This window comes from Exiguobacterium sp. 17-1, assembly GCF_023096305.1.
GTDB lineage: Bacteria > Bacillota > Bacilli > Exiguobacteriales > Exiguobacteriaceae > Exiguobacterium_A > Exiguobacterium_A sibiricum_A.
In genome coordinates, this window is record NZ_JALIGJ010000006.1 from 132,578 (window position 1) to 157,443 (window position 24,866).

General features: G+C 44.9%; 23 protein-coding genes, 1 tRNA gene and 1 other annotated feature. Of the genes, 18 read left to right on the top strand and 6 right to left on the bottom strand.

The features are described 5' to 3' along the window. Positions 1–50 precede the first annotated feature (50 nt). Together MUN34_RS14585 and MUN34_RS14590 are read right to left on the bottom strand one after the other, a co-directional pair. Complete coding sequence (locus MUN34_RS14585; RefSeq protein ID WP_026829195.1) at positions 51–860, bottom strand: MBL fold metallo-hydrolase; 810 nt, start codon at positions 858–860, stop codon at positions 51–53. A gap of 171 nt (positions 861–1,031) precedes the next feature. Next, a tRNA-Gly gene (locus tag MUN34_RS14590) sits at positions 1,032–1,105 on the bottom strand. 172 nt (positions 1,106–1,277) lie between these two features. On the opposite strand from MUN34_RS14590, the gene MUN34_RS14595 reads away from it, so the two are divergent. Together MUN34_RS14595 and MUN34_RS14600 are read left to right on the top strand one after the other, a co-directional pair. Next, positions 1,278–1,823 (top strand): imm11 family protein, encoded by a 546-nt coding sequence (locus tag MUN34_RS14595; RefSeq protein ID WP_247858179.1) that lies wholly within the window; start codon positions 1,278–1,280, stop codon positions 1,821–1,823. After that, on the top strand, positions 1,820–2,239 hold the full coding sequence (locus MUN34_RS14600) for a hypothetical protein (protein WP_026829193.1): 420 nt from the start codon (positions 1,820–1,822) through the stop codon (positions 2,237–2,239). The genes MUN34_RS14595 and MUN34_RS14600 overlap by 4 nt, the downstream gene beginning before the upstream one ends. Positions 2,240–2,357: 118 nt before the next feature. Here the strand turns inward: MUN34_RS14600 and MUN34_RS14605 are convergent, their stop codons facing one another. Further along, positions 2,358–3,329 (bottom strand): alpha/beta fold hydrolase, encoded by a 972-nt coding sequence (locus tag MUN34_RS14605; protein ID WP_247858180.1) that lies wholly within the window; start codon positions 3,327–3,329, stop codon positions 2,358–2,360. A 10-nt stretch (positions 3,330–3,339) separates the two neighbouring features. Beyond that, positions 3,340–5,019 carry a formate--tetrahydrofolate ligase gene (locus tag MUN34_RS14610; protein ID WP_247858181.1) on the bottom strand — a complete coding sequence of 560 codons (1,680 nt, stop codon included), beginning with the start codon at positions 5,017–5,019 and terminating at the stop codon, positions 3,340–3,342. A gap of 167 nt (positions 5,020–5,186) precedes the next feature. Here MUN34_RS14610 and MUN34_RS14615 point away from each other — a divergent pair, with 167 nt between their 5' ends. The 5 genes from MUN34_RS14615 to MUN34_RS14635 all read left to right on the top strand — a co-directional run bounded on the left by MUN34_RS14615 (position 5,187) and on the right by MUN34_RS14635 (position 9,410). Then, on the top strand, positions 5,187–6,077 hold the full coding sequence (locus tag MUN34_RS14615) for a carbohydrate ABC transporter permease (protein ID WP_026829190.1): 891 nt from the start codon (positions 5,187–5,189) through the stop codon (positions 6,075–6,077). Further along, complete coding sequence (locus MUN34_RS14620) at positions 6,074–6,961, top strand: carbohydrate ABC transporter permease (RefSeq protein WP_034770025.1); 888 nt, start codon at positions 6,074–6,076, stop codon at positions 6,959–6,961. Before MUN34_RS14615 ends, MUN34_RS14620 begins: the two co-directional genes overlap by 4 nt. Before the next feature lie 142 nt (positions 6,962–7,103). Next, positions 7,104–7,363 (top strand) — a binding site (T-box leader). Between the two features lie 67 nt (positions 7,364–7,430). Further along, positions 7,431–8,405, top strand: coding sequence for an aspartate--ammonia ligase (asnA, locus tag MUN34_RS14625; protein ID WP_026829188.1), 975 nt, complete (start codon positions 7,431–7,433; stop codon positions 8,403–8,405). A 172-nt stretch (positions 8,406–8,577) separates the two neighbouring features. Further along, the gene (locus MUN34_RS14630; protein WP_026829187.1) at positions 8,578–8,799 is read left to right on the top strand and encodes a hypothetical protein; all 222 of its coding nucleotides are present in this window, start codon (positions 8,578–8,580) and stop codon (positions 8,797–8,799) included. Positions 8,800–8,816: 17 nt separating this feature from the next. Next, the gene (locus MUN34_RS14635) at positions 8,817–9,410 is read left to right on the top strand and encodes a DedA family protein (RefSeq protein ID WP_026829186.1); all 594 of its coding nucleotides are present in this window, start codon (positions 8,817–8,819) and stop codon (positions 9,408–9,410) included. Positions 9,411–9,441: 31 nt separating this feature from the next. On the opposite strand, the gene MUN34_RS14640 is transcribed toward MUN34_RS14635, so the two are convergent. Next, entirely contained in the window at positions 9,442–10,920 is a 1,479-nt protein-coding gene (locus MUN34_RS14640) for a potassium/proton antiporter (RefSeq protein ID WP_026829185.1), read from the bottom strand. Between the two features lie 188 nt (positions 10,921–11,108). On the opposite strand from MUN34_RS14640, the gene MUN34_RS14645 reads away from it, so the two are divergent. Then, on the top strand, positions 11,109–12,395 hold the full coding sequence (locus MUN34_RS14645; protein ID WP_114596851.1) for an ABC transporter substrate-binding protein: 1,287 nt from the start codon (positions 11,109–11,111) through the stop codon (positions 12,393–12,395). Between the two features lie 48 nt (positions 12,396–12,443). On the opposite strand, the gene MUN34_RS14650 is transcribed toward MUN34_RS14645, so the two are convergent. Beyond that, positions 12,444–13,736, bottom strand: a complete 1,293-nt coding sequence (locus MUN34_RS14650; RefSeq protein WP_026829183.1) for an NCS2 family permease — start codon at positions 13,734–13,736, stop codon at positions 12,444–12,446. Positions 13,737–13,944: 208 nt separating this feature from the next. Between MUN34_RS14650 and MUN34_RS14655 the strand changes: the two genes are divergently transcribed. The 10 genes from MUN34_RS14655 to MUN34_RS14705 all read left to right on the top strand — a co-directional run bounded on the left by MUN34_RS14655 (position 13,945) and on the right by MUN34_RS14705 (position 24,857). Further along, a complete protein-coding gene (locus MUN34_RS14655) occupies positions 13,945–15,702 on the top strand; it encodes a sensor histidine kinase (protein ID WP_026829182.1) in 1,758 nt (585 codons plus the stop codon). Then, complete coding sequence (locus MUN34_RS14660; protein WP_026829181.1) at positions 15,702–16,406, top strand: response regulator transcription factor; 705 nt, start codon at positions 15,702–15,704, stop codon at positions 16,404–16,406. Before MUN34_RS14655 ends, MUN34_RS14660 begins: the two co-directional genes overlap by 1 nt. Before the next feature lie 26 nt (positions 16,407–16,432). Beyond that, positions 16,433–17,140, top strand: a complete 708-nt coding sequence (gene deoD / locus MUN34_RS14665; protein ID WP_026829180.1) for a purine-nucleoside phosphorylase — start codon at positions 16,433–16,435, stop codon at positions 17,138–17,140. Between the two features lie 101 nt (positions 17,141–17,241). After that, complete coding sequence (locus MUN34_RS14670; protein WP_026829179.1) at positions 17,242–18,624, top strand: aldehyde dehydrogenase; 1,383 nt, start codon at positions 17,242–17,244, stop codon at positions 18,622–18,624. 68 nt (positions 18,625–18,692) lie between these two features. Continuing rightward, complete coding sequence (locus MUN34_RS14675; RefSeq protein WP_247858182.1) at positions 18,693–19,910, top strand: CDP-glycerol glycerophosphotransferase family protein; 1,218 nt, start codon at positions 18,693–18,695, stop codon at positions 19,908–19,910. Further along, positions 19,907–20,299: a glycerol-3-phosphate cytidylyltransferase gene (gene tagD / locus MUN34_RS14680; RefSeq protein ID WP_026829177.1), complete on the top strand. Its 393-nt coding sequence runs from the start codon at positions 19,907–19,909 to the stop codon at positions 20,297–20,299. Before MUN34_RS14675 ends, tagD begins: the two co-directional genes overlap by 4 nt. Positions 20,300–20,353: 54 nt before the next feature. Next, positions 20,354–21,496 carry a CDP-glycerol glycerophosphotransferase family protein gene (locus MUN34_RS14685; RefSeq protein WP_026829176.1) on the top strand — a complete coding sequence of 381 codons (1,143 nt, stop codon included), beginning with the start codon at positions 20,354–20,356 and terminating at the stop codon, positions 21,494–21,496. Between the two features lie 164 nt (positions 21,497–21,660). Next, positions 21,661–22,368, top strand: coding sequence for a Crp/Fnr family transcriptional regulator (locus MUN34_RS14690; protein WP_247858183.1), 708 nt, complete (start codon positions 21,661–21,663; stop codon positions 22,366–22,368). A gap of 326 nt (positions 22,369–22,694) precedes the next feature. Then, complete coding sequence (locus tag MUN34_RS14700; RefSeq protein WP_131973613.1) at positions 22,695–23,165, top strand: cytochrome c oxidase subunit II; 471 nt, start codon at positions 22,695–22,697, stop codon at positions 23,163–23,165. Beyond that, entirely contained in the window at positions 23,166–24,857 is a 1,692-nt protein-coding gene (locus MUN34_RS14705) for a b(o/a)3-type cytochrome-c oxidase subunit 1 (RefSeq protein WP_034770022.1), read from the top strand. Positions 24,858–24,866: the final 9 nt, after the last annotated feature.

The following is a 24,866-nucleotide window of genomic DNA, read 5'->3' on the forward strand; positions in this document are numbered from 1 at the left end:
AAAAGACAGGCTGTGTTCCTTATCTGGAACGAACAGTCTGTCTTTTTGTTTTAATCGTATTGACGCCGGGCGAGTTGTTCGGTTTGCTCTTTTATAATCTGCCGTTTATTTTTTTCATGCAACCGCCCCATGAAGGACGTTCGTTGCCACGAGGGAGACCAGTCCGACTCCTTATGTGCACGTAAGGCCAAGATGTAGTCGTAACTCAAATGAAGGCGCTCAATCATTTCCGTGCGAACATCACAAATATGACCGTGTCCTGGAATAAGCAGCTTTACTTCATACTCATAAATGAACGACTCAAGTAATTCGAGTGTCGTTAAATATTCACCCGAGTCGTGTTCAATTAAAGGAATTTCGACGTCGGAGGCATAGTCCCCACAGACGAGGATATGGAGCGGCATCACCACAAACGATAAATGGGTGGATTCATGACCGGGAGTCAGGAAAAAAATCAATTTAGTTTTACCGATTGTCAACGTCGTTTCTGATTCTTCGATGACATGTGTAATATTCGGAAAAAGGACAGGGGACTCGATATAGTATTCGTCATTAAAATTTTGGACTTCTTCCAGTGCTGCCATCCGGTCCACATCCACAAAGCGGCGAGACGCAATCGCGATCGCATCTTTGAAGGCATAGGCACCTAATATATGATCAAAATGAGCATGGGTATAAACGATATAAAGAGGACGGTCGTGTCGGATGATTTCCACATCGCGGCGGACCGTTGCGATTTCATCCGGTAACCAACCCGGATCAACGACAATCAGACAGTCGGGTGTCTCAATCAAGGTCGAGGTCGTTTTCATTAATGTACTTTGGTAGACCGTGACACCGGGCATCTTCATTTGAATCATGACAGTCCTCCTCTTTTCTTGTTGTAACGTTTTATATCGAACTATACCCGAAAGCAGGCAAAATGTATCCTGGAGAAAACAAAAAGACGGCTTGCAAGCTGCAAGCCGTCCGCCCTCGAGGGCATAAAAGTCGTTGACCTATGTGTCGTTGACCTATGTTATGTCATAAATTGGAGCGGGTGAAGAGAATCGAACTCTCATCATCAGCTTGGAAGGCTGAGGTTTTACCACTAAACTACACCCGCAAAAGTTGCTACATGAAATATAGTAGCATAGCAAAGCGTTTATTTCCATAACTTTTATGAAAAAAGGTAATTCTTTAGATTTTATGTGTACAATAATAAGAGCTAAATCGTTTACATGAGCTTCCTGTAACGAGAGTGAGTGGCTGAGGATGGAAAGAGGAGCGAATGACTGGTGAACAAAGTTCGAGTTTGGAGCGAACAGCTGATGGGAAAAGGATGGATGGCGACATGTCACCATCAAATCGATCGTTATCGCTTCACGACAGGAGAGTGGTTTCTTAACGCAAGCTTACTTGCCTTTTCAATCGAACAGGATGCAGATATGCTACCGGACGTGCTTCCGAACGAATTGAGGATCCCATTAGTATCTGAACGGATGAAACAGATATTGGAGCGGCTGACACCGTTTTCCGTCCAATGTCTTCGTGTCCAACTGAAGACGCGAACGGGACTCATCAATTACTATCTCATCAATATTCTAGCGGTAAGACGGGTGGAACATCTACATAAGACGGAGATTTTCCGCACTCTTCGGAAAAAACAAGTCTACTTCATGACGGAGCGAATCATCAGTACATCGCTTGGTCCCCACCACATCTTGCGGGATGAACGTACGGAACGTATTTTCCTCTCGGATACGCTAGCGCGGTGTTTCCAACAACTAGCCGTGACAGGCATACATTTTGACGAGATAAATCGAATGGAGGAAATCATATGAAACAGTACACGGTCGATAATTGGATTACACTGCAATATCCAAAAACGTTTGAATATCAAGAAGAGGAAACATTCGTCAGTTTTTATTCGACGGAAGAAAACGCGATGGGAACGTTACAGTTATCCATCTACGAGTCGGACACAGAAGAACTGACACCTTTTGAAGCGGCAGAACAGGAAATCAACTTATTGGTGGAAGAATTTGGAATTGAGCTGACTGGACCACTTGAAGCACGTCGGAATTCTTCTAAAGAAGCACTTCTTGCTGTAGACGGAAAAGAAGAAGACGTCTTTATCCGGATTTATGCATACTCAGACGGAGAACGACTTGTTCTATTAACGTATTCTGCAGATCGTGAGTCATTGGAATTAGAAGAAATCGAAGCGATGATTTTATCGTTGAACTGGATTCATTGATTGAAAAGAGGCTGAGACATAATTCGGCTTTAGAAATGAAAAGGCCTTCGAAACGTTTTTCGTTTCGAAGGCCTTTTTCTATAAAATCATCCAGTTATGTCCCAGCCTCTTTTAATAATTATTGATGTCCTTGTTTACGCATGGAGGAAAGAGAATGTGATCCGACTTGCTTGTTCAGCCAACCCGCGATATCCGCAAAAACACGAATCCGCTCAAACTCGTGGAATAACTCATGCCGCAATCCGCGGTAGACCGTGAGTTGGACCCCTTCAACACGAACACGGTTATAGGCATCAAACAGGGTGTGGATTCCTTTGCCGTCAAAAGCAACCGGATCATCTTCTCCGGCTATCAGCAGCAAGGGTAAGTGACGCGGATGTTGGTACAGGTGAGCCAGTGAATTGACGGATTTGGTCGCCGCCAGTAACTCGTGAAAAAAGCCGAGTGTCACGGTTTGTCCTGACAAAGGATCTTCATCGTAACGTAAGACCGATTGAGGGTCGGAGGATAACCAGGCATTCGGTGAGAGTGCCGGGAAGAAACGTAAGTTATACCGACCAAAAATGAGCTTGCTGAGTGCTTCTGCCGGGTGCTCAGAAGAAGTTTGTTCAATGAGTCGTCCGACAATTTTTTGACTGACGGTTCCGAGTAATCCACTGTCCGTCGGAGGACCGCTTGCAATGACGCCTGCTAACTCATGTCCAAGCGTTTGGCCAAGGCGTCTTGAAATGAGTGAACCGAAGCTGTGACCAAACACGAAAACCGGTAAATCCGGATAACGGTCCTTGATATCGTAAACCAGTTCTTCAGCATCCTGCATCAACTGCGCAAAACCGTATTCCGGCTCCAGATGTCCGAGCGAGTCCAGTTGTTGCGCACGTGTACCGAAACAGCGTAAATCCGGAATGACCGTGTGGTAATGATGGGCATAAAGGAACTCGGCAAACTCTTGATAGCGCGCACCGTGCTCCATCATTCCATGAAAAACAATGACGATTCCTTTTGGAGCGTTAGCTTCTAGCAGATGCATCGTCGTCGTGTAGCCGTCTGATGCGATCCAGTGTGTATGGTCGATTGTCACATCTATCATCCTTCCCTGATTAAGAAAGTCCGTATATGGTTCCGTCTTCAGAAATTCCCATCTTATTGGCAGCCGGTGTTTTCGGTAAACCCGGCATGGTTAATACATTCCCGGTCAAGGCGACGATGAACCCCGCACCGATGGATGGTTTGATTTCGCGGACAGTAATCGTAAATCCTTCGACACGTCCGTATTTGCTTGGATCATCTGTTAACGAGAAAGGCGTTTTCGCCATACAAATCGGTAAATGGCCCAGTCCGTTCTCGGTGCAGCGCTCAAGCTCGCGTAATGCCTTTTCTTCAAAGTGGACATCTGCTGCGCCATAGACCCGTTTGGCAATCCGTTCGATTTTTTGTGTCAGCGGCAGTTCAGACGGATAAAGCGGAGTAAATTGACTTTCTTCTTTCAAAGCTTCAAATACCTGTTCGGCCAGTACTTCTCCACCGGCCCCGCCTTGGCTGAATACTTCACTTTCAGCGACACGGATATTACGTTCACGACACCATTCGAGCACCGTATCGCGCTCTGTATCGGTATCACTCGAGAAACGGTTCAAGGCGACAACGGCCGGCACGCCGAACAAATCCATTGTCTCGACGTGCTTCTCGAGCAAAGCCAATCCTTCGACCAAAGCGGATAAATTTTCTTCCGCCAACTGATTTTTTGCAACGCCACCGTGCATTTTTAACGCACGTACGGTCGCAACGATGACAACCGCATCCGGATGCAGATTACCGATCCGGGATTTAATGTTAAAGAATTTTTCAGCTCCGAGATCTGCTCCGAATCCGGCTTCCGTGACGACATAATCACTCAGCTTCAAGGCTGTACGTGTCGCAATCAGCGAGTTACAGCCGTGGGCAATATTGGCGAACGGTCCACCATGGATCAAAGCCGGCGTACCTTCGACCGTTTGGACGAGGTTTGGACGGAAGGCTTCTTTTAAAAGTAATGTCGCAGCACCAGAAGCTTCGATATCCTGAACTGTAATCGGTTGTTGATCGTACGAATACGCGAGAACAATCCGGCTGATCCGTTCTTCTAAATCGGTAATGGAATCGGCGAGACAGAGAACGGCCATGATTTCCGAAGCGACCGTAATATCAAATCCATCTTGACGCGGAACACCATGAGCCGGTCCACCGAGTCCAATTGTAATTTGTCGTAAGGCCCGGTCATTGAGGTCAAGGACACGTTTCCACGTAACGCGACGCGGATCGATCCGTAAGTCGTTCCCTTGATGGAGATGATTATCGAGCAGAGCACTGATTGTATTGTGAGCTGATGTGATGGCATGCATGTCGCCCGTAAAATGAAGATTAATCTCTTCCATCGGCAAGACTTGACTGTAACCACCACCGCACGCTCCGCCTTTTAATCCCATCGTCGGTCCGAGAGACGGTTCGCGTAAACAGATCATCGTTTTATGATTGAGGCGGTGCAGCGCTTGACCAAGTCCGACCGTTACTGTCGATTTTCCTTCTCCGGCAGCCGTCGGATTAATCGCCGTGACAAGAATCAGTTTCCCGTCCGTATTCGTCGCCAATCGTTCAGCTAGTCCGTCCGTCAACTTCGCTTTGTATTTTCCGTACGTATCATAATCCGCATCGGTCAATCCGATATGTTCAGCGATTTCGGAGATCGGTCGTAGAATTGTTTGTTGGGCAATTTCTAAATCAGAACGAATGGTTTTTTCCATGGCGTAATCTTCCTCTCAAGATGAATTTCTCTATATTTCCTTAATAGTAGCTCATCTGAAACAGACACGCCAAATAATCGTTCAATATATTCCACCCAATGTGTCAAATGGTTGCGTTTTCATTTTATGGAAAGTTGCGTAGGCTAGGGATAGAGGAGGGATGAGCAATGGCAGTAAGCAATAAGAAAAAAGTAAAGCGCGGACTTGAATTTTGGATGTTTGTCGGACCCGTCTTTTTGGTGTTCGCAGTGATTGTTCTCGTACCTTTTTTTAATGGTGTCATGTATTCATTCACGGACTGGAACGGGATTACCGGCGAATTAAATTGGATTGGATTTGACAACTATGTCCGTCTCTTTACAGTGGATGAACAGTTTCAGCAGTCCTTTTGGCTGACGACGAAATATACCGTCGTTGCCGTGATTTTAACGAATTTAGTCGGATTCATCTTAGCGTTTTTACTCACGCAAAATATTCGGACACGAAACTTCTTACGGACGATTTTCTTCATGCCAAACTTGATTGGTGGATTGATTCTCGGATTCGTTTGGCAGTTTATTTATGTTAAAGGATTTGCGTCGATTGGTGAACTGACAGGATGGAGTTTATTCGAACTCCCTTGGCTTGGTGATGCCCGAACCGGTTTTTGGGGCATTGTCATCGTCTCAATCTGGCAAGGCGGAGGATATATCATGGTTATTTACATCGCTGCCCTGCAAAATGTCCCGCAGGAGCTGATTGAAGCAGCAAAAATTGATGGGGCCAATCGATTATCCACGTTGCGGAATATTACGATTCCGCTGATTATGCCATCCGTCACGATTTGCCTGTTCTTGACGATTTCTTGGTCCTTTAAATTATTCGATACGAACTTATCGCTGACAAATGGTGGTCCGTTCAAATCGACAGAAATGCTTGCGCTGAACATCTATAAAGAATCGTTTACAAATAACAATCTGGGTCTCGGTTCTGCTAAAGCGATCATCTTCTTTGTCGTCGTTGCCGCGATCACGGTCACCCAAGTCTATTTGACGAAAAAACGGGAGGTGGAAGCATGAGTACCGCACAACCTTTACCGAAACCGGAACTGACGCCGGAGAAACCGGCACCGAAAAAGCGTGGTCGTTATTCCGTGCGTCTTGGAACCGTGGAGATTGCCGCACTATTAATGGGTTTACTGTACATGATTCCATTTTATTATGTGGTTTCAAATTCATTTAAGACACAGGGTGACATCTTTACGAATACATCGGGGCTTCCGAAAGAATGGATCACCTCGAACTATACAGATGCCTGGGAAGCGATGAATTTCGGAAAAGTTTTTCTGAACTCTGTCATCATTACCGTTGGTGCAAATGCGATTATTGTCATTTTTTGTTCGATGGCTGCATGGAAACTCGTTCGGACGAAAAGTCGGTTATCGACAATCATCTTTTTCTTATTTGTCGCGGCGATGATCATCCCGTTCCAATCGATTATGATTCCGTTATCGAAGTTGTCGGGTGACCTCGGTCTGCAAAACAGTTATTGGGGTCTGATTTTGATGTATCTTGGTTTTGGTTCCGGGTTATCAATTTTCTTGTATCACGGATTCATGAAGTCGATCCCGGAAGAGATTGAAGAGGCAGCCATCATTGACGGTTGTTCGCAGTGGGGAGTCTTTTGGCGGATCGTGTTCCCATTGCTTAAACCGATTACGGTGACGATTGTCATCTTGAACACACTGTGGATTTGGAATGATTTCTTGTTGCCATCACTCATGTTGCGTGATGTCGAACTGCGGACGATTCCGCTCGCGACGTTCTATTTCTTCGGTCAGTATACGAAGCAGTGGGACTTGGCACTGCCGGGGCTGATCCTCGGAATTATTCCGCTGTTACTCTTCTTCTTCGCGATGCAAAAACAAATTATTCAAGGAATTACGAGTGGTTCAATCAAATAAATTGTAAGCGCGTTCTCGCTTCTGCGGGAACGTTTTTCTTCGGATTAGCTAATCTGATTAGTCAGATTATTTTATTTTTTTTTGAAAAAAGGACTTTTCAAATGCTTGCCGGATGGTGTACGATGTTCTCAATTCAATTGTAACAACGACGTTGAAGGGAAGAGTAACATCTTGTAATACCGAATTAGCGAGCTGGGGACGGTGAGAGCCCAGTCGGAAACAAGTTGCGAAGAACATCCCGGAGTCGCTACCCGAACACTGAAGTCAGTAGGCGTAGCCGGAGTTGCCTGTCCGTTATCATATGGCCGAAGATTGAGATGATAATTGATCATCAGTCTTTTGAGTGAGCAGCTGAGCTGTTAACATGGGTGGTACCGCGGAACCGAGTCTTTCGTCCCATATTCTTGGGAGAGAAGGGCTCTTTTTTATGGCTTCTTTTTCAAACACACAATTGAGGAGGAAGATTACCATGACAACACTCGTATCGATGAAACAGACACAGGAAGCCATCACACTCGTAAAAAAACGCTTCGAGGAGCAATTCTCAGCACAACTTGGATTAACACGCGTCGAAGCGCCATTATTCGTCGAAAGCACACTCGGAGTCAACGATCATCTAAACGGAATCGAACGCGTCATCCGCTTTGATGCGATTGACCATCAGGCAGAACTCGAAATCGTTCAATCTCTTGCGAAGTGGAAACGCCAAGCACTCCACACGTACGGATTCTCAAAAGGCGAAGGCTTATACACATTAATGCATGCCATCCGTCGTGATGAAGTATTGGATGAAACCCATTCGATTCATGTCGATCAGTGGGACTGGGAACGGGTCATCACAAAAGAAGAGCGGACGATTGACTATCTGCAAACGACGGTTCGTGCGATTTATGAATCAATTCGTCAAGTGGAACGTGAAGTCGAAGAGAAGCTCGCGATCGAAGCGATTTTGCCGGAGACGATCCATTTCATGACGACACAAGATCTTGAAGATGCGTACCCGAGTCTTTCGACAAAAGAGCGGGAGACGGAAGTGACGAAAGAGTATGGTGCAGTCTTCTTGATGCAGATCGGCGGTGCGCTGGCATCCGGAGAAAAACATGATGGTCGAGCGGCTGACTATGATGACTGGACGCTCAACGGTGATATTTTAGTCCACCATCCGGAAATCGGGGCGTTCGAACTTTCGTCGATGGGTATCCGTGTTGATCGGGAGACGTTACTGGCACAGATCGAAACAACAGGCGAACATGCGAAACTTGATTTCCCGTTCCATCAGGGTGTATTGGAAGAGAAACTTCCGCTGACGATTGGTGGAGGAATCGGACAATCCCGGATGGCGATGTTCCTCTTGAAGAAACGTCATATCGGTGAAGTTCAAGCATCGGTCTGGTCGGAAGAAACACGCGTGTCGTACCGTGAGCAAGGTGTGCACCTGCTGTAAGAACGAGTGATGTACTGATAGATATAATTCAAAACGTCCTGCTGGCCATGAATTCATGGCCAGCAGGATGTTTTTTATGCGTTAAAATAAGTTCATCCGACCTCAGACTGAGGAAAGACGTGTGAAAACAAGTTATAATGGGCATATGAACTAATAAGAGAGAGGTGAAGACATGTCAGCGATACTCATTACAGGATTAGTGTTTGCCGTACTTTTCGTAGCTTTCCTTTGGTTTAACATTAAAGGATTACGGACGATGTGGCGCGATTACAAACGCACGGGATCAATGATGGCACTTGGCTTCTTTATCGTCGGAATCATCGGGATCTTTACAGGAGTCTGGACGACGCTCGTCGTCATCATTTATTATCTTCTTCGTCCTGCACGAGGCTGAATTAGAGGAGTGGTTGGATGTTAGAATGGTTGTTCTCAGCCGGAGAGTCGAATCTCTGGCTGTTTTTAGGAATTATGATTCTGGGGCTCGGGACGGAATTAATTCCGGCTGAAGTCGGTTTGCCGGTACTCGGTCTCTATGTTTCGAACGGAACGATTGGATGGACTGCAGCCGTCTTGATTGGTTTCCTCGGCAGTCTGATGGGGGCGACGTTATTTTATTTTCTCGGTCGTTATGCCGGACGTCCAATTTTGATTCGCTACGGAAAATGGTTAATGATTAAGGAACGGGAAATCGTTCAAGGAGAACGGATCGTATCGAAATACGGTTCCTGGTCAGCATTGTTTGGCCGATTTTTCCCGGTTGTTCGTTCTGTCGTTTCCATTCCGTGTGGTTTATTCAATTTGTCTTTCAAACGTTACTTACTGGCCTCAAGCATTGGGTTATTCCCGGTGTCATTCTTCTATGTGTGGTTGGGAGAAAAGTTTGGAGTGGAGCGGGCAGAGTCCATGTTGAAAGGACTCGAACAGGAGTTATGGTGGATTCTCGGTATTATCGTCGTCGGAATCATCGGATACATTTTGTATCGCCGCTTTAAATCAAAGCGTTAAGAGAAATGACAAAAAAGAGCTGACAGCGGTGTCAGCTCTTTTTTGTCATTTCTTTTTGCGGGAATAAAAAACGTTTAAGCGTTTTAATACGATGTTTTGGTGTTAATAGAAGCAATTGATCCCGGCCTTCAAAAATCGTATCGCCCCGTGGCGTCACGATTTGATCGTCCCGAATGATGGCCGTGATTAAAAATTCCTGCGGCAGATCAATGTCCGAGATGGCTTTCCCGACAAACGGATGAGAGTTAGGAATCGTCAATTCAATGATTTCAGCATTGGGTTTACCAATCGACATGAACTCAATGACCGTTTGAATCGTGGATGAACCTGTTTCGTTTAAATGAAGCCGGTCCGCCAGGAAGGTCAACATACTCCCTTGGATCAACGTGGATAAAAGAACAGTGAAAAAGACGATGTTGAAGATTATTCCGGCATTGTCGATTCCGGCAACGAGTGGATAGGTTGCGAGAATGATCGGAACGGCTCCTTTTAAACCGGCAAAAGAGACAAACACTTTTTCCTGCCAAGAATATTTAAAAGGAAGGAGACTGAGCCAGACCGAAACTGGACGAGCGATAAAGATTAAAATCAAAGCGAGGGCAATCGATGATAGGATCACCTGCGGATCAAGCAGCTGTTTCGGGAACACGAGTAATCCGAGCACAATGAACATTCCGATTTGCGCCAAGTGTGCCATGCTCATCGTGAAACGGACGAGCGTCTGGCGGTAGACCAACTCATGATTGCTAATATAAATAGCCGTCACGTAAACAGCTAAGAACCCACTGGCATGAACGGTGTCGGCAATACCAAATGAAAGAAAAGCAAAAGACATCAACAGAATCGGATAAAAACTGGATGAACTGAGGTCAATCCGATTGAGTAACGTCGAGGCAATCCAGCCGATGAACAGACCAAGCAATAATCCAATCATCATTTCCCAGACAAGAGACGTTAAACCGGAAACCAGTGAAGCGTCCTTTGGATTCGTAACGAATTCAAGGAAGAAAACGGTCAGAAAAACAGCCATCGGATCGTTTGTTCCGGATTCGAGTTCTAACGTCGACCCGACTTTTCGCCGGACGGATTGTCCGCTGAGCACTGAAAAAATCGCGGCAGCGTCCGTCGACCCGACGATGGCTCCTAATAAGAAGGCATTGGCCCAGCTGAAGCCGAGAATGTAGTGGGAGGCGACAGCGACGATCGTCGTTGCGATGAAGACACCAAACGTCGCAAGTGAAAGGGAAGGCGCAAGCTCCGTTTTGACTTCTTTCCAGGCGGTCTGAAGTCCCCCTTCGAATAAGATGACAATTAAAGCGACGGTACCAAGCAATTGTGCCAGCTCCGCATCATCGAATCGAATGAAACCGGTAATATCACTACCGGCAATCATACCAAGTGCGATGAAAATCAAGAGAGCGGGAATGTTAAGGCGACTGGATAATTTCGTCGTCCAGACTGCCGTGAATAACAATAAACCAATCAATAAAATCGTGAATTGTAGGGACATTGCATCAAACTCCTTCGTGAAGTAGTATCTACTTTCATCATACACTAATCCCGACTTTTTTAATCGGATAACGATTGTTCAATATTTTCCACCGCACCGGACAAAATTATCCGTTTTTATTGCAAGCGTTTTCATTTATTGTAAAAGCGTAGCACGATTATCAACTCGAAAATCAGGGAGGTATCCGAATGCGTAAACGTAAATGGGCAGCACTACCAGTTATGACGACCGCAATGGTCGTAGCACTTGCAGCATGTGGTGGCGGTGGAACACTCAATAGTGATGACTCAAAGGACAGTGGCTCTTCTAAGGACGGGAAGACCCTCAACGTATTCCAATTTAAAGCTGAAATCGCAAAAGACATGGAAAAGATGGCGAAGGCCTATGAAAAAGAAACGGGCGTAAAAGTCGTTGTTCAAACGGTCGGTGGCGGATCGGATTACGGCGCGGCCTTAAAATCACAGTTTGCTTCAGGGAATGAACCGGATGTCTTTAACAACGGTGGATTTACAGAAGCAAAAACGTGGCAAGACAAATTGGAAGATCTTTCAGATGAAAAATGGGTCAGTGATTTAACAGACCTCTCGAAAGAACCAATGACGATTGACGGGAAACTTTATGGTATGCCGATGAACCTGGAAGGTTATGGTTTTATCTACAATAAAGAAATCTTTAAGAAAGCCGGTATTACAGAGTTACCAAAAACCTTAACAGAATTAACGGAAGCATCTAAAAAACTGAAAGCGGATGGTGTCACGCCATTCTCAATCGGATACGGCGAGTGGTGGATCCTTGGAAACCACTTGATGAATATCCCGATGGCGCAACAGGATGATCCGGATCAGTTCATTGCCGATTTGAACTCTGGAAAAGGAAAGTTCGAAGACAACAAACAATTCAAAGAATTCATGAACTTGTTTGATTTGACGATCGAATACGGAAACAAAAATCCGTTGACGACGGATTACAATACACAAGTTTCTCAGTTTGCTGAAGGGAAAACAGCAATGATTCAACAAGGAAACTGGGCGCAACAATTGATTACAGATGTCAATCCGGATATCGAGATGGGCTTCATTCCGATGCCGATCAATGACGATAAAGAAAAAATGGACCGTCTTCCGGTTGGTGTACCGAACAACTGGGTTGTTAACAAAAATTCAAAAAACAAAGAAGAAGGTAAAAAATTCCTCGAGTGGATGGCGACATCTGATACAGGAAAAGATTACATGGTCAACAAATTTAAATTCATCCCGGCCTTCAAATCAATCGAAGCAGCCGATCTTGGACCACTTGCTGACGATATCATCAAGTACTCTAAAGAAGATAAAACCATCTCGTGGAACTGGTTTAAATACCCGGACGGTGCTGTCAATGAATTTGGTGCCATCATGCAGGCATACGTAGGAAAACAAAAAACATCGGAAGAGATGTTACAGGACTTTACGAAGACATGGGAAAAAATGAAGAAATAATAAAAAAGCGTGTTGCTTCCAACAAAAATTGGAAGCAACACGCTTTTTTTAATGAAGGAAAAACAATTGAATGAAAAATAGAACGGCAAACAGATAAATCAAAAAGTGAACACGTTGTTTTTGAACGGCCTTCATGATCGGGTAGATGATGAATCCAAACGCGATACCTGTTGCGATACTGCCGGATAGCGGCATGATGATGATCACCATGAACGCGGTAAAGGCTTCGCTGAAATTTTCCCACTCGATTTGTTTGATGTTTTGCAACATCAGGGCACCTACAAGAAGTAAGGCCGGTGCGGTAATAGCAGGAACACTCGAGATCGATTGAACGATTGGACCAAACACTGCTGACAGCGCAAACAAGATTCCGACCGTGACAGAGGTCAAGCCGGTTCGTCCACCCGCTGCGACACCGGAAGCCGATTCGACATAGGCCGTTGTCGGACTTGTTCCAAACATAGCTCCGGCAATCATCGCCGTTGAATCAGATAACAGGGCACGTTCACTGTTTTTAAGTGATCCGTCTTCTTCGATCAGTCCAGCCTGTTCGCCGACTGCGACCATCGTTCCGGTCGTATCAAACATCGTGACGAGCACAAACGAAAGAACACCACTGAAAAGTCCATATTGAATGACATCTTGAACGGCAGTGAGCGGATTCGCGACAACAATGCCTTCCGGTAAAGTCGGTAAAGCAATCAAAGTTTTCGAGAACGTCAACTCACCGGTCAAGAAAGCGAGCAATCCGGATAAAATCATAGCGTACAACAGTCCGCCCGGAACGCGCTTAACCGTCAGAATAGCAGCTGCCAGTAAGCCAACTAATGTGATTAGAGCTTCCGGTGACGTTAAAGAGCCGATTGTAATCAAGGTAGCCGGATCTGCCACAAGGATACCGGACATCTTCAAACCGAGGGAAGCGATGAACAAACCGATTCCTCCAGTGATTGCTAATTTAAGTGTAGTCGGAATGACTTCAATCAACTTAGTCCGCAAAGGGGACAGCGACAACAAAAGAAAAATGATACCGGCGACGAAGACAACTGATAAAGCCGTTTGGTATGGAATTTTTTCACCGATGACAAGTGTATACGTGAAATAAGCGTTTAATCCCATTCCTGGTGCTACGGCAATCGGTAGGTTGGCATAGAATCCCATTAATAACGTTCCGATCAGCGTAGCAATGATCGTTGCCGAGAAAGCTTGATCTTGTGGAATCCCTGCCTCGGACAAAATAGTTGGGTTGACGAAAAGAATATAAGCCATTGTGATGAACGTGATAAAACCAGCTTGAATTTCACGTTTGACCGTTGTATCGTGTGCTGAAAGTTTAAACATGAGTCAAAGACCACCTTAATCTCAAAAGTTTGTTAAAAACGAACATTAACGATGATATATCAATATTCATTCGGAATCAAGTGTTGTTTTTTTAGAAATATAATTTGAATGAAATCACAACGGATGTAAACAAATAAAAGTCACGCATGTAAGCGGATACAGCTATGCTATACTAATTATTAGAAGAAAAAGGATGGAGGAGACGGCGATGAAGAGCATCCGAACACGTTTGATCCGACTTGTCGTCTTAGCAATTCTGATTCCGACGACGCTTGCTACATCAGCTTCTTATCTCTATGTACGCAACCAAAACGTGGAGCAGGCGGAACGTTCAAGCTTGAACGCTTTGAAAAGAGGAAGTAACCAAATCAGTCATTATATGGAAGATGTAAGACGGTTACCGACGAGTTTGTATGCCAATCGCTCATTGCTCAATATTATGAACGTCGGAGCGGATGCCGAGCTCAGTGAATCGGAAGGTGTGATTTCACGGGCGCTGCTCGGACTCTTTTTATCCAGGCAAGACATTGAGCAACTTCACTTCGTTATCTTAAAAGGCAACTCAGAGTACTCGGTTTACAACATGAAGACATCAAGCCGGGGGAAATTTGATTGGCTGCAGGAGACCGATTACTTTCGTTTGATGAAGCAGGAAAACGGCTGGCTGATTGATCCGGCACATCCGATTGCTGCCTATAATACACATACGATGATTTTGGATGATAAACAGATTGTCAGCTTCCGTTACCGGATCAATCGTGTGGAAACGGATGAACCGCTCGGGTTTCTTTCTGTCGATATTCCGACGAGTGTCTTTGAACAACAATTAAAGCTGTTCGAAAATTTCCCCGGTGAATCGCTTTGGCTGTTGAATGGAAATCAACTGATTGCGAAAACGGGAAAAGAACTTCCGGTCACGAATGACCGATTGACAGGTAAAAGTGGAAGCATGCGTGTCGGTGACTCATTCATCGTCTATGCCAAAACGAAAACACAAGGTGTTCCCGTTACATTGGTCAAGACGACTCCATACGCTTCTGTCGTCAAAGGTGCTAATGAAACGGCCCTGATTTTAATTTTGATCGGGATTGTCTCGTTGGTCTTGATGATTATTGCAGCAAGTCTCGTAGCACTTGAAATCACAAAACCAATCAAACAACTGACAGCAAACGTATGGCGTGTCGAACAAGGTGATTTATCAGCCCAATTCGTTGCGACGACCAATGATGAAATAGGATTACTGAATCGACAGTTCCAACGAATGATTCAACGAATCGACCGGCTGATCAAACGGGAATACCGTTTGGCACTTGAAAATCGGACGAATGAATTGCGTGCCTTACAATCTCAATTGAATCCGCATTTTTTATTTAATGCCCTGCAATCCATCGGGACGACGACGTTACAAGGCGACCGGAAAATCGCATATCGTTCGATTACAGGACTTTCGCAGATGATGCGTTATTCCATGAACAATGAGCAGACGATCGTGACGTTGAAGCAGGAAGTGGATCATCTCCAATCCTACATGCGTCTTCAACAGCAACGTTTTCCGGATCGGTTCCGTTATATTGTCGATGTACCGTGGCATATGAATTCGATTGAAGTTCCAAAGATGATTTTACAACCTTTTGCTGAAAATTATTTTAAGCATGCGTTTAATCAGCAGGTGGATGCAACCGAAAATTATCTCGCTTATAAAGTCAGAAGCGATGGGGATCAACTGATCATCCAAGTGGAAAATAGCGGGGCAGTCATGGAATCAACAGAACTGGAAAGTATTGATCAAACCATGCGCATGCATCGCCGGCCGGAAGATCGTCAAACGTCCGGCATCGGTCTACACAATATCTACGAACGTCTATTGATCTTTTATGGAGAGGAAGCCAGCATGATCCTGCAGTCTCCAATTGAAGGTGGTTTTAGAATCGTCATTCGAATTCCCGTTGAACAGGAGGAACTGTGATGAATGTATTGATCGTAGACGACGAAAAACATGTACGTGATGCCGTGAAATTGCTCGGAGAGTGGGATACATGGCAGGTAGACAACATCTTTGAAGCGGATGATGGAGTCACTGCCAAACGTTTTTTGGAACAGGAAAAAATCGATTTGATGTTAACAGATGTTGAAATGCCCGGACTTGACGGGTTAAGTTTACTCGAATGGACAAAAAATCATCATCCAAAGGTCGTCACGATTGTATTGACAGGGTATGATGATTATACGTATATGCGTCGTGCAATTTTGCATCAATCGTTTGATTACTTACTCAAGCCGATCGATCCTGATATTTTAAATGATGCCGTCGCCCGTGCGATGGAATTGATAGGTCCTGCTCCAGAACAAGGAGAAGCGATTGATCAGATTGCAAAGTACATCGCGACACATTATGCGGAAGAACTAACGCTTCAACTCATGAGTGAACGCTTTTACTTAAGTCGGGAATATATTTCAAGACGATTTAAACAACGTTTTTCGGTTAATCTTTCGGATTACATTCAAACGATCCGTTTAAATCGGGCAAAGGAATTGTTGGGTGAGACGGATGCTCGCATCTACGAGATTGCGCTTGAAGTCGGATACCATGATGATAAATATTTTCGGAAAGTCTTTAAAAAGCAATTCGGAATGACTCCGAATGAGTTCCGAGAGTTGTTGTCGGTTTAGTCACTATTTAAGAGGAGGAATCGTACATGAGCGTACACATTAACGCAACAGAAGGTCAGATTGCAGAAACCGTATTACTTCCAGGAGATCCGCTTCGTGCAAAATATATTGCCGATACATTTTTAGAGGACGTCGTTTTGTATAACGAAGTTCGCGGAATGTATGGTTTTACAGGAACGTATAAAGGCAAAAAAGTTTCTGTTCAAGGAACAGGGATGGGTGTCCCGTCGATGTCGATTTATGCAAACGAATTGATCCAATCATACGGAGCTAAAAATCTGATTCGAGTCGGTACTGCCGGCGGGATCACGCCGGATGTCAAAGTCCGCGACGTCGTCATCGCGATGAGTGCGTCACATGATATGGCACAAAACCGAGTTCGGTTCAACGGACTGGATTATGCGCCGACAGCATCGTTTGACTTATTGCACAAAGCTTATATGACAGCGAAAGAGCACGGCATCGATGCAAAAGTCGGTCAAATCTTCACGACCGATCAATTTTATCAAGATGATTTCCATCACTTCAAAAAATGGGCGGACTTTGGTTGCCTGGCAATCGAGATGGAAGCGGCAGGCCTCTATACACTTGCTGCAAAACATAAAGTCAATGCGCTGACGATCTTGACGATTTCCGATCATTTGTTGACGGGCGAAGAGACGACATCGGAAGAACGTCAAACGACGTTTAACGATATGATGAAAGTAGCACTAGAGACAGCGATTCAGCTGTAAACGGAAGGCGGAGAAAACACTCTCCGCTTTTTTTATTTGCCCTGACAGCTATGGTAGAATGAGAAGTAAGAAATGAATGAGCTCACAAGGGGGATTTACGGATGGGATTGACGACAACGGGATTAGATGTAGCACGTCAGGTCGAGGTACAACGGACTTTTTACAAGACAGGCGCAACAAGAAGCATTGCTTTTCGTTTAAGTATGTTGACGTTCTTGAAACAAGCGATTGAAACGCATGAAGCAGCCATTTATGATGCATTGAAAGCAGACTTGAATAAAGGACGTCAAGACGCCTTTACGACAGAAATCGGTTTTGTCTACGGCGAAATCAATCGGATGGAAAAACAATTGCGCCGTCTTGCAAAGCCGCGCCGTGTCGGGACGCCATTGTTGCATTTCGGATCGAAAAGCGAAATCCGTTTCGAGCCGTACGGAAACGTGCTTGTCATTGCACCTTGGAATTATCCTTTCCAACTTGCCCTTGCACCTGTCGTAGGAGCGATTGCAGCAGGAAATACCGTCGTTTTAAAACCTTCGGAATTAACGCCAAACGTCTCGCGTGTGTTGCGTGAAGTTTTTGAGACAGCCTTCCATGAACGTTTTGGTGTAGTGATTGAAGGCGATGCGGAAGTGAGTGCAGCAGTGTTGGAAGAGAAGTTTGATTATATCTTCTTTACCGGCTCGACACGCGTTGGAAAAATCGTTCATCAAGCAGCAGCGAAACACCTGACACCGGTCACCCTTGAACTCGGGGGCAAGTCTCCGACGATTGTCCACAAGGATGCAGATTTAAGACTCGCAGCGAAGCGGATTGCCTGGGGGAAATGGTTAAACGCCGGACAGACATGTATCGCACCGGACTATGTTTTCGTTCATCGGGACGTCCAAGAAACATTCCTGCGTTATATCGAAGAAGAGGCATTTTCACAGTATGGGAACGGTGTAGGAGTTGGATCATACGTCAAAATTGTATCCGATAGTCACTTGGAACGCTTAACAGGCTATCTCGATCAGGGAGACATTGAATTCGGCGGACAAGTTGACCCGGAAACAAGAAAAATGGCTCCGACCGTCATGACGAACGTTCCACTTGATTCAAAATTGATGCAAGAAGAAATATTCGGTCCGATTTTGCCGGTTCTTGTATATGATGAAATCGAAGATGTCATCACATTTGTCACAGACCGTGACAAACCGCTTGCACTTTATTTGTTCACAGAGAACGATTTCGTCAAGGAACGTGTCCTGAACCGGATTTCCTTTGGCGGCGGTTGTGTGAATGATACACTCATGCATGTCGCACAGCATAATTTACCGTTTGGTGGCGTTGGCGCCAGTGGTATCGGCGGATATCATGGCAAATACAGCTTTGAAACGTTCAGCCATCGAAAAGGTCTTGTGCACAACACGACGAAGTTTGATTTACCTTTCCGTTATATGCGTTCAAATACTGATTCCAAATGGATGCGCTTTTTGTTATGATGGTTGAGGTTTGATTTATATGAAGTTCTATAAAAAGTAAATTTTTTGTTAAATTAAGGAGTACAATTTTGAAACGTCAATTACGTCAGTGGATCAAGAAAACCAAATTGATCGAAACGGGATTGCATCTTGTGATGCGGTTGTTTGCTTGTTTGCCGGTTCACCAAAATCGCTTCCTTTTTGAAAGCTTTTTAGGGAAACAATACAGTGACAATCCACGTGCTATTTATGAAACGCTAAAACAAGAACATCCGGAACTTGAGTTGATTTTCAGTAAAGATCGGCAAAGTGTATTACATGACCCGACGGTTCAGACAGTAGATCGAATGACCATTCGCTGGATTTATCTGCTCGCTACATCGCGTGTCTGGATTTCTAACAGCAGGCTTCCCTCTTGGTTGTTCAAACGAAAAGGAACCATCTATTTACAAACGTGGCATGGAACGCCGTTAAAGAAGTTAGCACTCGACATGGATGATGTGCAGATGGCTAATACGACGACAGAACGCTATAAACGTGACTTTGCGCGTGAAGCATCCAAGTGGGATGTATTGATTTCACCGAACGCCTATTCAAGTCGGATATTTCGGCGGGCCTTTGATTTTTCAGGTGAAATGCTTGAAATCGGTTATCCGCGTAATGATGTGTTTTACCAGACGGAACGCCATCCGGAAATTCTTGAACGGGTCTATTCCCGGTATCAGATCGATCGGACCAAAAAAATCATTCTATATGCGCCGACATGGCGAGACAATGAATATGTGGTACAGGGGTCTTATTCCTTTAAGTTGCCTTTTTCGTTGGAACAGTTTGAAAAACGGTTTGGTGCTGAATATACGTTACTCATCCGGATGCATTATTTAGTCGCAGATCAAGTGGATACGACGGCTTATCCCTCTATTCATAACGCTTCGGGTTACCCGGATATTTCAGATTTGTATATCGCGGCGGATGCCATGATTACGGATTATTCTTCCGTCATGTTTGACTATGCGCATTTGAAACGACCGATGATTTTTTATACGTATGATTTAGAACATTACCGGGACCAATTGCGCGGATTTTATTTTGACTTTGAACAGGAAGCACCCGGACCGTTCGTTTTACAACAATCACGGCTATTTGAAGAGATTGACCGATTGCACGAATGGAGCGATCGATATGGTCCGGCGTTTGCCGCATTTGAAAAGAAATTTTGTCAGTGGGATGACGGAACAGCGTCTTTAAAAGCCTATCAACGTATACTGCAACCCGCCAGCAATCAGCATAAAGGAGAATCATCATGAAAAAAGTCATCACGTACGGCACATTTGATTTACTACATTGGGGTCACATCAACATCCTCAAACGCGCAAAGGAAATGGGCGATTATTTAGTCGTTGCGATTTCGACGGACGAGTTCAATCGATTGAAACACAAAGAATCGTATCACAGCTTCGAAAACCGTAAATTGATTTTGGAATCGATTCGCTACGTTGACGAAGTTATCGCGGAAAACAATTGGGATCAGAAAGTCACGGATGTACAAGAACATCAAATTGATACATTTGTCATGGGGGATGACTGGGCCGGCGAATTCGATTTCTTGAAAGAATATTGTGAAGTCGTTTATCTCAGTCGGACGGAAGGTATTTCGACAAGCCAAATCAAAACGGAGTTAGGAAACGGTTCGTGAACAAACAAGACCACACCCTGCGTGCGGTCTTTCTTCATGGAAGGGGGGAATAACGTGAGAGAGAGTATCGTGCAAATCTATTTGCTGCTTTTTCGGATTTTCTATCGGATCTTCTGTTTGTTACCTGTGAGACCAGTAACGCTCTTTTGGGTCACTTACGGTGATAATGTGAAACCGATCAATGATGCGCTCCTGACGGAATTTCCGAACGAAAAACGGTATTTGATTTATGATAAAAAATTTGTAAAATATCCGGAAGCATGGTCGGCAGAATATGCCTTGCCCTATCGCAGACTGCGTTTTATCCGACTGGCGTATCTGCTCGCGACATCGAAGCATCATTTCATCGATAACTACATCGGCGAATATAGTGTCGCCCCGATTCGCAAAGGAACAAAACGGATCCAGTTATGGCATGCTGCAGGGACGTTAAAAAAATTCGGTTTGACGTCCTCGAAGAGTTTAATGGTCCCGAAACATGTCCTGCGACGTTTCAAACGGGTGTATCGACGTTATGGGGACTTCATCGTACCGGGAGATGCATGTGCAGGACAATTCATGGCGCCGCATGATCTTCCACGGACAGTCTTCAAAACATTTGGAATGCCCCGGACGGATTATTGGTTCGACGAACAACATCAACATATTAAAAAACAACTTTGCGCTGCCTACGTCAAAAAGGAGCGGCGTATAATATTATATGCACCGACTTACCGGGAATATAATGGAATGGAAGGACAGACCGTCCGCCAACTCGAACAATTGACCGAGCAAGGCTGGACGATTCTCGTCAAATTACATCCGACGGTCCGCTCCATGTTCACGCATCAAAAAACAGATGTGCACTTCGTTACGGACGAATATTCAATCAATGATTACTTACTCATCACTGATGTATTGATCACCGACTATTCCTCGATTCCTTTTGAAAGTTGTCTGCTCGACATTCCGACTCTTCTTTACACACCTGATATTGATACGTACCGGCAAATTCCGGGTATCATCGATTCCTATCCGAACCCGCTACCGGTTATCTACACGAATCAATTTGACGTGATGTTGAACTGGATTAATTCGGAAGCAGCTCTGGAAGAAAGTCGAACGGCGATGAAAAAATTCAAAACGGTCTGGTATACGGAACAACCAGGACAAGCGACACGTCGTATTGTTGATCATTACTACCGGAAAGTGCGTTGAGGTAAAAAAACAATCTAAGTTTTTAAATGAAACTAGGATTGTTTTTTATTTAAAATATTTTGTGAAAACATGAACAATGTTTGACAATCTTTTGAAAAAACGTTTTTTTGACGTGTGATGTTCTATACTAGGGTCAGAAGGAATCAAGGAAAGGAGAATGCGAAATGCTTGCTTGCGGAACAACAGAAGCAAATACGTTTGTCTTATCGGCAGAGACACGAATGATACTGGAAGACTTCATGACAGAGGTGACGTTTAAAAAGGAATCCATCGTTTGTTGGGAAGGTGAGTTAAACGATAAGTTGTTTTATGTGAAGCAAGGCGGTGTCAAACTGTCTAAACTGACGAAAAAAGGCAGTCCCCTGATGATGTTTTTATACTTTAAGGGTGATTTGTTCGGTGAGTTTGACGTCGGAGAAGCATTTCCAAGTTCTTATAGCGTTGAAACGATGGAAGACAGTGTACTTGGTGTCATTTCGAAAAGTAAGCTGGAAGAATTGATGAAGCAGGATGGTGTATTTGCCTTAGAAATTATGCGTTGGCAAGCCTTGATGCGCAAACAGTCCGAGACGAAACTGCGTGACCTGTTACTGTTTGGGAAACAAGGCGCGCTTGCTTCAACCTTACTGCGCTTGATTGCCATGCATGGGAAACAAGTCGGGCAAGACTACGTCATATCTAAACGACCATCCGACAGCGAACTCGGTCAGTTGATCGGAGCACCACGTGAAACAGTCAATCGCATGTTTTCCCAATGGAAAAAAGAGAAGGTCATTTCATCAACGACGACTAAAATCATTGTCCATGATGCTAACTATTTGAGAGATTTATGCCATTGTGAAGGATGTCCGGTAGGGGTCTGCCGAATCTAAAAGCGAAACGAATCCTCTTGTCCTTGAGACAAGGGGATTTTTTTGGCTTTCTTCCTAACATGTGAACTTTATGTGTGTTTTTAGAAGAGAAAGCGCGAAATCGTCACAAATGGTGTGACATTTATCACGGTCTCGAACAATCCGACTTTTCTAGAATAAAGACAGGGCATCAAGTTGAAATGAGAAGGGAGTCGAGCATCATGAGCAGTAAACCAGAGCCGAATTTATCAGGAACCATCGTCGCCGTCTTTATCGTCGCTTCCGTCATCATCGGGATGTGGGGATCGATTTTTCTATTATTTAGTTCCAGATAAGGAGGAAAGACAATGCACATTCATCGCTTGGAGAAAATTTGGTTGGGGTTTGGTTGTGTGATGTTAGCTGTTTTTTTAGTCATCATAGGTATCTCTGCTTTTGCATCCGGCAATCAACCGCCGTCTGACGCTACATTAATTGATCCGACACAAGTGGATCAGACCAAACCATTTGATAAACCTGGATTAAAAAAAATTGACGACAACCGCTATGAAGCAGTCATGGTGTCGCAAGCGTTTCAGTTCACTCCGCAAGATATGGTAATCAAAAAAGGGGCAACTGTGGATTTTCTCGTGACGTCAAAAGATGTCGTTCATGGTTTTGAAATCGTGAAGACGAACGTCAACATGATGGTCGTACCCGGTCATATCAATTCGATCGAATATACCTTTAAAAAAGCCGGAGAGTATTTGATTGTCTGTAATGAATATTGCGGAAGCGGGCACCATATGATGTCAACAAAAATTAAGGTGGTGGAGTAAATGAATGCCATTTCGAGAAAATTAAAAGAGTTTGAGATGGAGCGGGGAATGCCGGCGACGGCCATTGGACTAAAGGAAGCAAAACTGGCTTTTGCCCATGTCAGCTTTTCGCTCGTCGCCTTGTTGATTGGCGGGTTATGCGGGTTACTGCAGACACTCGTCCGGACAGGTGTGATTCCGGAAATTGCAGGCGTTGGTTATTATGAATTATTGACGGCCCACGGGTTGATGCTGGCGATTGTATTTACGACATTATTTATTTTTGGCTTACTATTTTCTTTTTTAGGACAATCGTTTGGCCGTTTCGAAGAATTTCCAAGACGGCTTGGTTGGGTCGGATTTTGGTTTATGATGCTTGGTGTCGTCCTCGTCACATGGATGGTCCTCGCAGGGGAAGCCTCTGTTTTATATACCTTTTATGCACCATTGAAAGCTCACCCGGTCTTCTATATCGGACTCGTCATCTTTGTTGTCGGGACGTGGATTTCTTCCGGTGCGATGTTCCGGATGTACGCGGATTATAAACGGGAACACAATGGCGTTCATCCACCGCTTCAAGCATACATGAGCATCATGACGGTATTGTTATGGGTCGTCGCGACACTCGGTGTCGCTGCTACGATTTTGTTTCAACTCTTACCGTTGTCACTCGGGTGGACGGATAAAGTCGGGATTGAGTTGTCACGGACGCTCTTTTGGTACTTTGGTCATCCGCTTGTGTATTTTTGGCTGTTACCGGCATATATCGTCTGGTACACTGTGATTCCGAAAATCGTCGGAGGGAAGATTTTTTCAGATGCATTAGCCCGGATGTCATTTTTATTATTCTTACTGTTTTCTTTCCCGGTCGGATTTCATCATCAATTGCTCGAACCGGGTATCTCAGCCTTTTGGAAATACATTCAGGTCGTCCTCACGTTTCTTGTCATCATTCCATCCTTGATGACAGCTTTCTCGATGTTTGCGACGTTTGAATTGGCAGGACGACGTCAAGGCGCAACCGGACTGTTCGGATGGATCAAGAAGATGCCTTACCGGGATGTCCGCTTTTTAGCACCGTTTGTCGGAATGTTATTTTTCATTCCGGCGGGAGCAGGTGGAGTCATCAATGCGTCGCATCAATTAAACATTGTTGTCCATAACACACTGTGGGTGACCGGTCATTTTCATATCACGGTCGGAGCTGCCGTTGCCTTAACGTTTTTTGGAACGGCTTACTGGCTGGTTCCGTTGCTCAGAGGGCGGACGTTGACGAAACAACTCAACCGGATCGGACTGGTTCAAACGATGTTATGGACGATTGGTATGCTGTTTATGTCGACAGCGATGCACATCTCAGGACTGCTCGGTAATCCGAGACGGACCGGCCCTGCGGCTTACTTCAAGGATTCTCTTGTCGCAGACTGGATTCCGTACCACGTGGCGATGGCAATCGGCGGAACGATTTTATTCCTTTCGATTCTGCTGTTCTTATTTGCGATGTTCCAGCTCGCTTTCCGGGCACCGAAAGGGATGGAAGAGTTCCCTGTTGCCGAAACAGAAGAAGCAGCGATGCAAACTCCACTGTTCTTCGAGAATTGGAAGCTTTGGATTTTCGTGACGTTTGCGTTAATTGCATTTGCCTATACAGTTCCAATTTGGCATATGATTGAGAATGCGCCGCCTGGAGCACCAGGCTGGAAATTGTGGTGACAGAACGAG

Bases quoted from the DNA above. Each gene is read 5' to 3' on its own strand.
- MUN34_RS14585 (WP_026829195.1), bottom strand. From the start codon at position 860: ATGATTCAAATGAAGATGCCCGGTGTCACGGTCTACCAAAGTACATTA.
- MUN34_RS14600 (WP_026829193.1), top strand. From the start codon at position 1,820: ATGAAACAGTACACGGTCGATAATTGGATTACACTGCAATATCCAAAA.
- MUN34_RS14605 (WP_247858180.1), bottom strand. From the start codon at position 3,329: ATGATAGATGTGACAATCGACCATACACACTGGATCGCATCAGACGGC.
- MUN34_RS14610 (WP_247858181.1), bottom strand. From the start codon at position 5,019: ATGGAAAAAACCATTCGTTCTGATTTAGAAATTGCCCAACAAACAATT.
- MUN34_RS14615 (WP_026829190.1), top strand. From the start codon at position 5,187: ATGGCAGTAAGCAATAAGAAAAAAGTAAAGCGCGGACTTGAATTTTGG.
- MUN34_RS14620 (WP_034770025.1), top strand. From the start codon at position 6,074: ATGAGTACCGCACAACCTTTACCGAAACCGGAACTGACGCCGGAGAAA.
- asnA (WP_026829188.1), top strand. From the start codon at position 7,431: ATGACAACACTCGTATCGATGAAACAGACACAGGAAGCCATCACACTC.
- MUN34_RS14630 (WP_026829187.1), top strand. From the start codon at position 8,578: ATGTCAGCGATACTCATTACAGGATTAGTGTTTGCCGTACTTTTCGTA.
- MUN34_RS14635 (WP_026829186.1), top strand. From the start codon at position 8,817: ATGTTAGAATGGTTGTTCTCAGCCGGAGAGTCGAATCTCTGGCTGTTT.
- MUN34_RS14640 (WP_026829185.1), bottom strand. From the start codon at position 10,920: ATGTCCCTACAATTCACGATTTTATTGATTGGTTTATTGTTATTCACG.
- MUN34_RS14645 (WP_114596851.1), top strand. From the start codon at position 11,109: ATGCGTAAACGTAAATGGGCAGCACTACCAGTTATGACGACCGCAATG.
- MUN34_RS14650 (WP_026829183.1), bottom strand. From the start codon at position 13,736: ATGTTTAAACTTTCAGCACACGATACAACGGTCAAACGTGAAATTCAA.
- MUN34_RS14655 (WP_026829182.1), top strand. From the start codon at position 13,945: ATGAAGAGCATCCGAACACGTTTGATCCGACTTGTCGTCTTAGCAATT.
- MUN34_RS14660 (WP_026829181.1), top strand. From the start codon at position 15,702: ATGAATGTATTGATCGTAGACGACGAAAAACATGTACGTGATGCCGTG.
- deoD (WP_026829180.1), top strand. From the start codon at position 16,433: ATGAGCGTACACATTAACGCAACAGAAGGTCAGATTGCAGAAACCGTA.
- MUN34_RS14670 (WP_026829179.1), top strand. From the start codon at position 17,242: ATGGGATTGACGACAACGGGATTAGATGTAGCACGTCAGGTCGAGGTA.
- tagD (WP_026829177.1), top strand. From the start codon at position 19,907: ATGAAAAAAGTCATCACGTACGGCACATTTGATTTACTACATTGGGGT.
- MUN34_RS14690 (WP_247858183.1), top strand. From the start codon at position 21,661: ATGCTTGCTTGCGGAACAACAGAAGCAAATACGTTTGTCTTATCGGCA.
- MUN34_RS14700 (WP_131973613.1), top strand. From the start codon at position 22,695: ATGCACATTCATCGCTTGGAGAAAATTTGGTTGGGGTTTGGTTGTGTG.
- MUN34_RS14705 (WP_034770022.1), top strand. From the start codon at position 23,166: ATGAATGCCATTTCGAGAAAATTAAAAGAGTTTGAGATGGAGCGGGGA.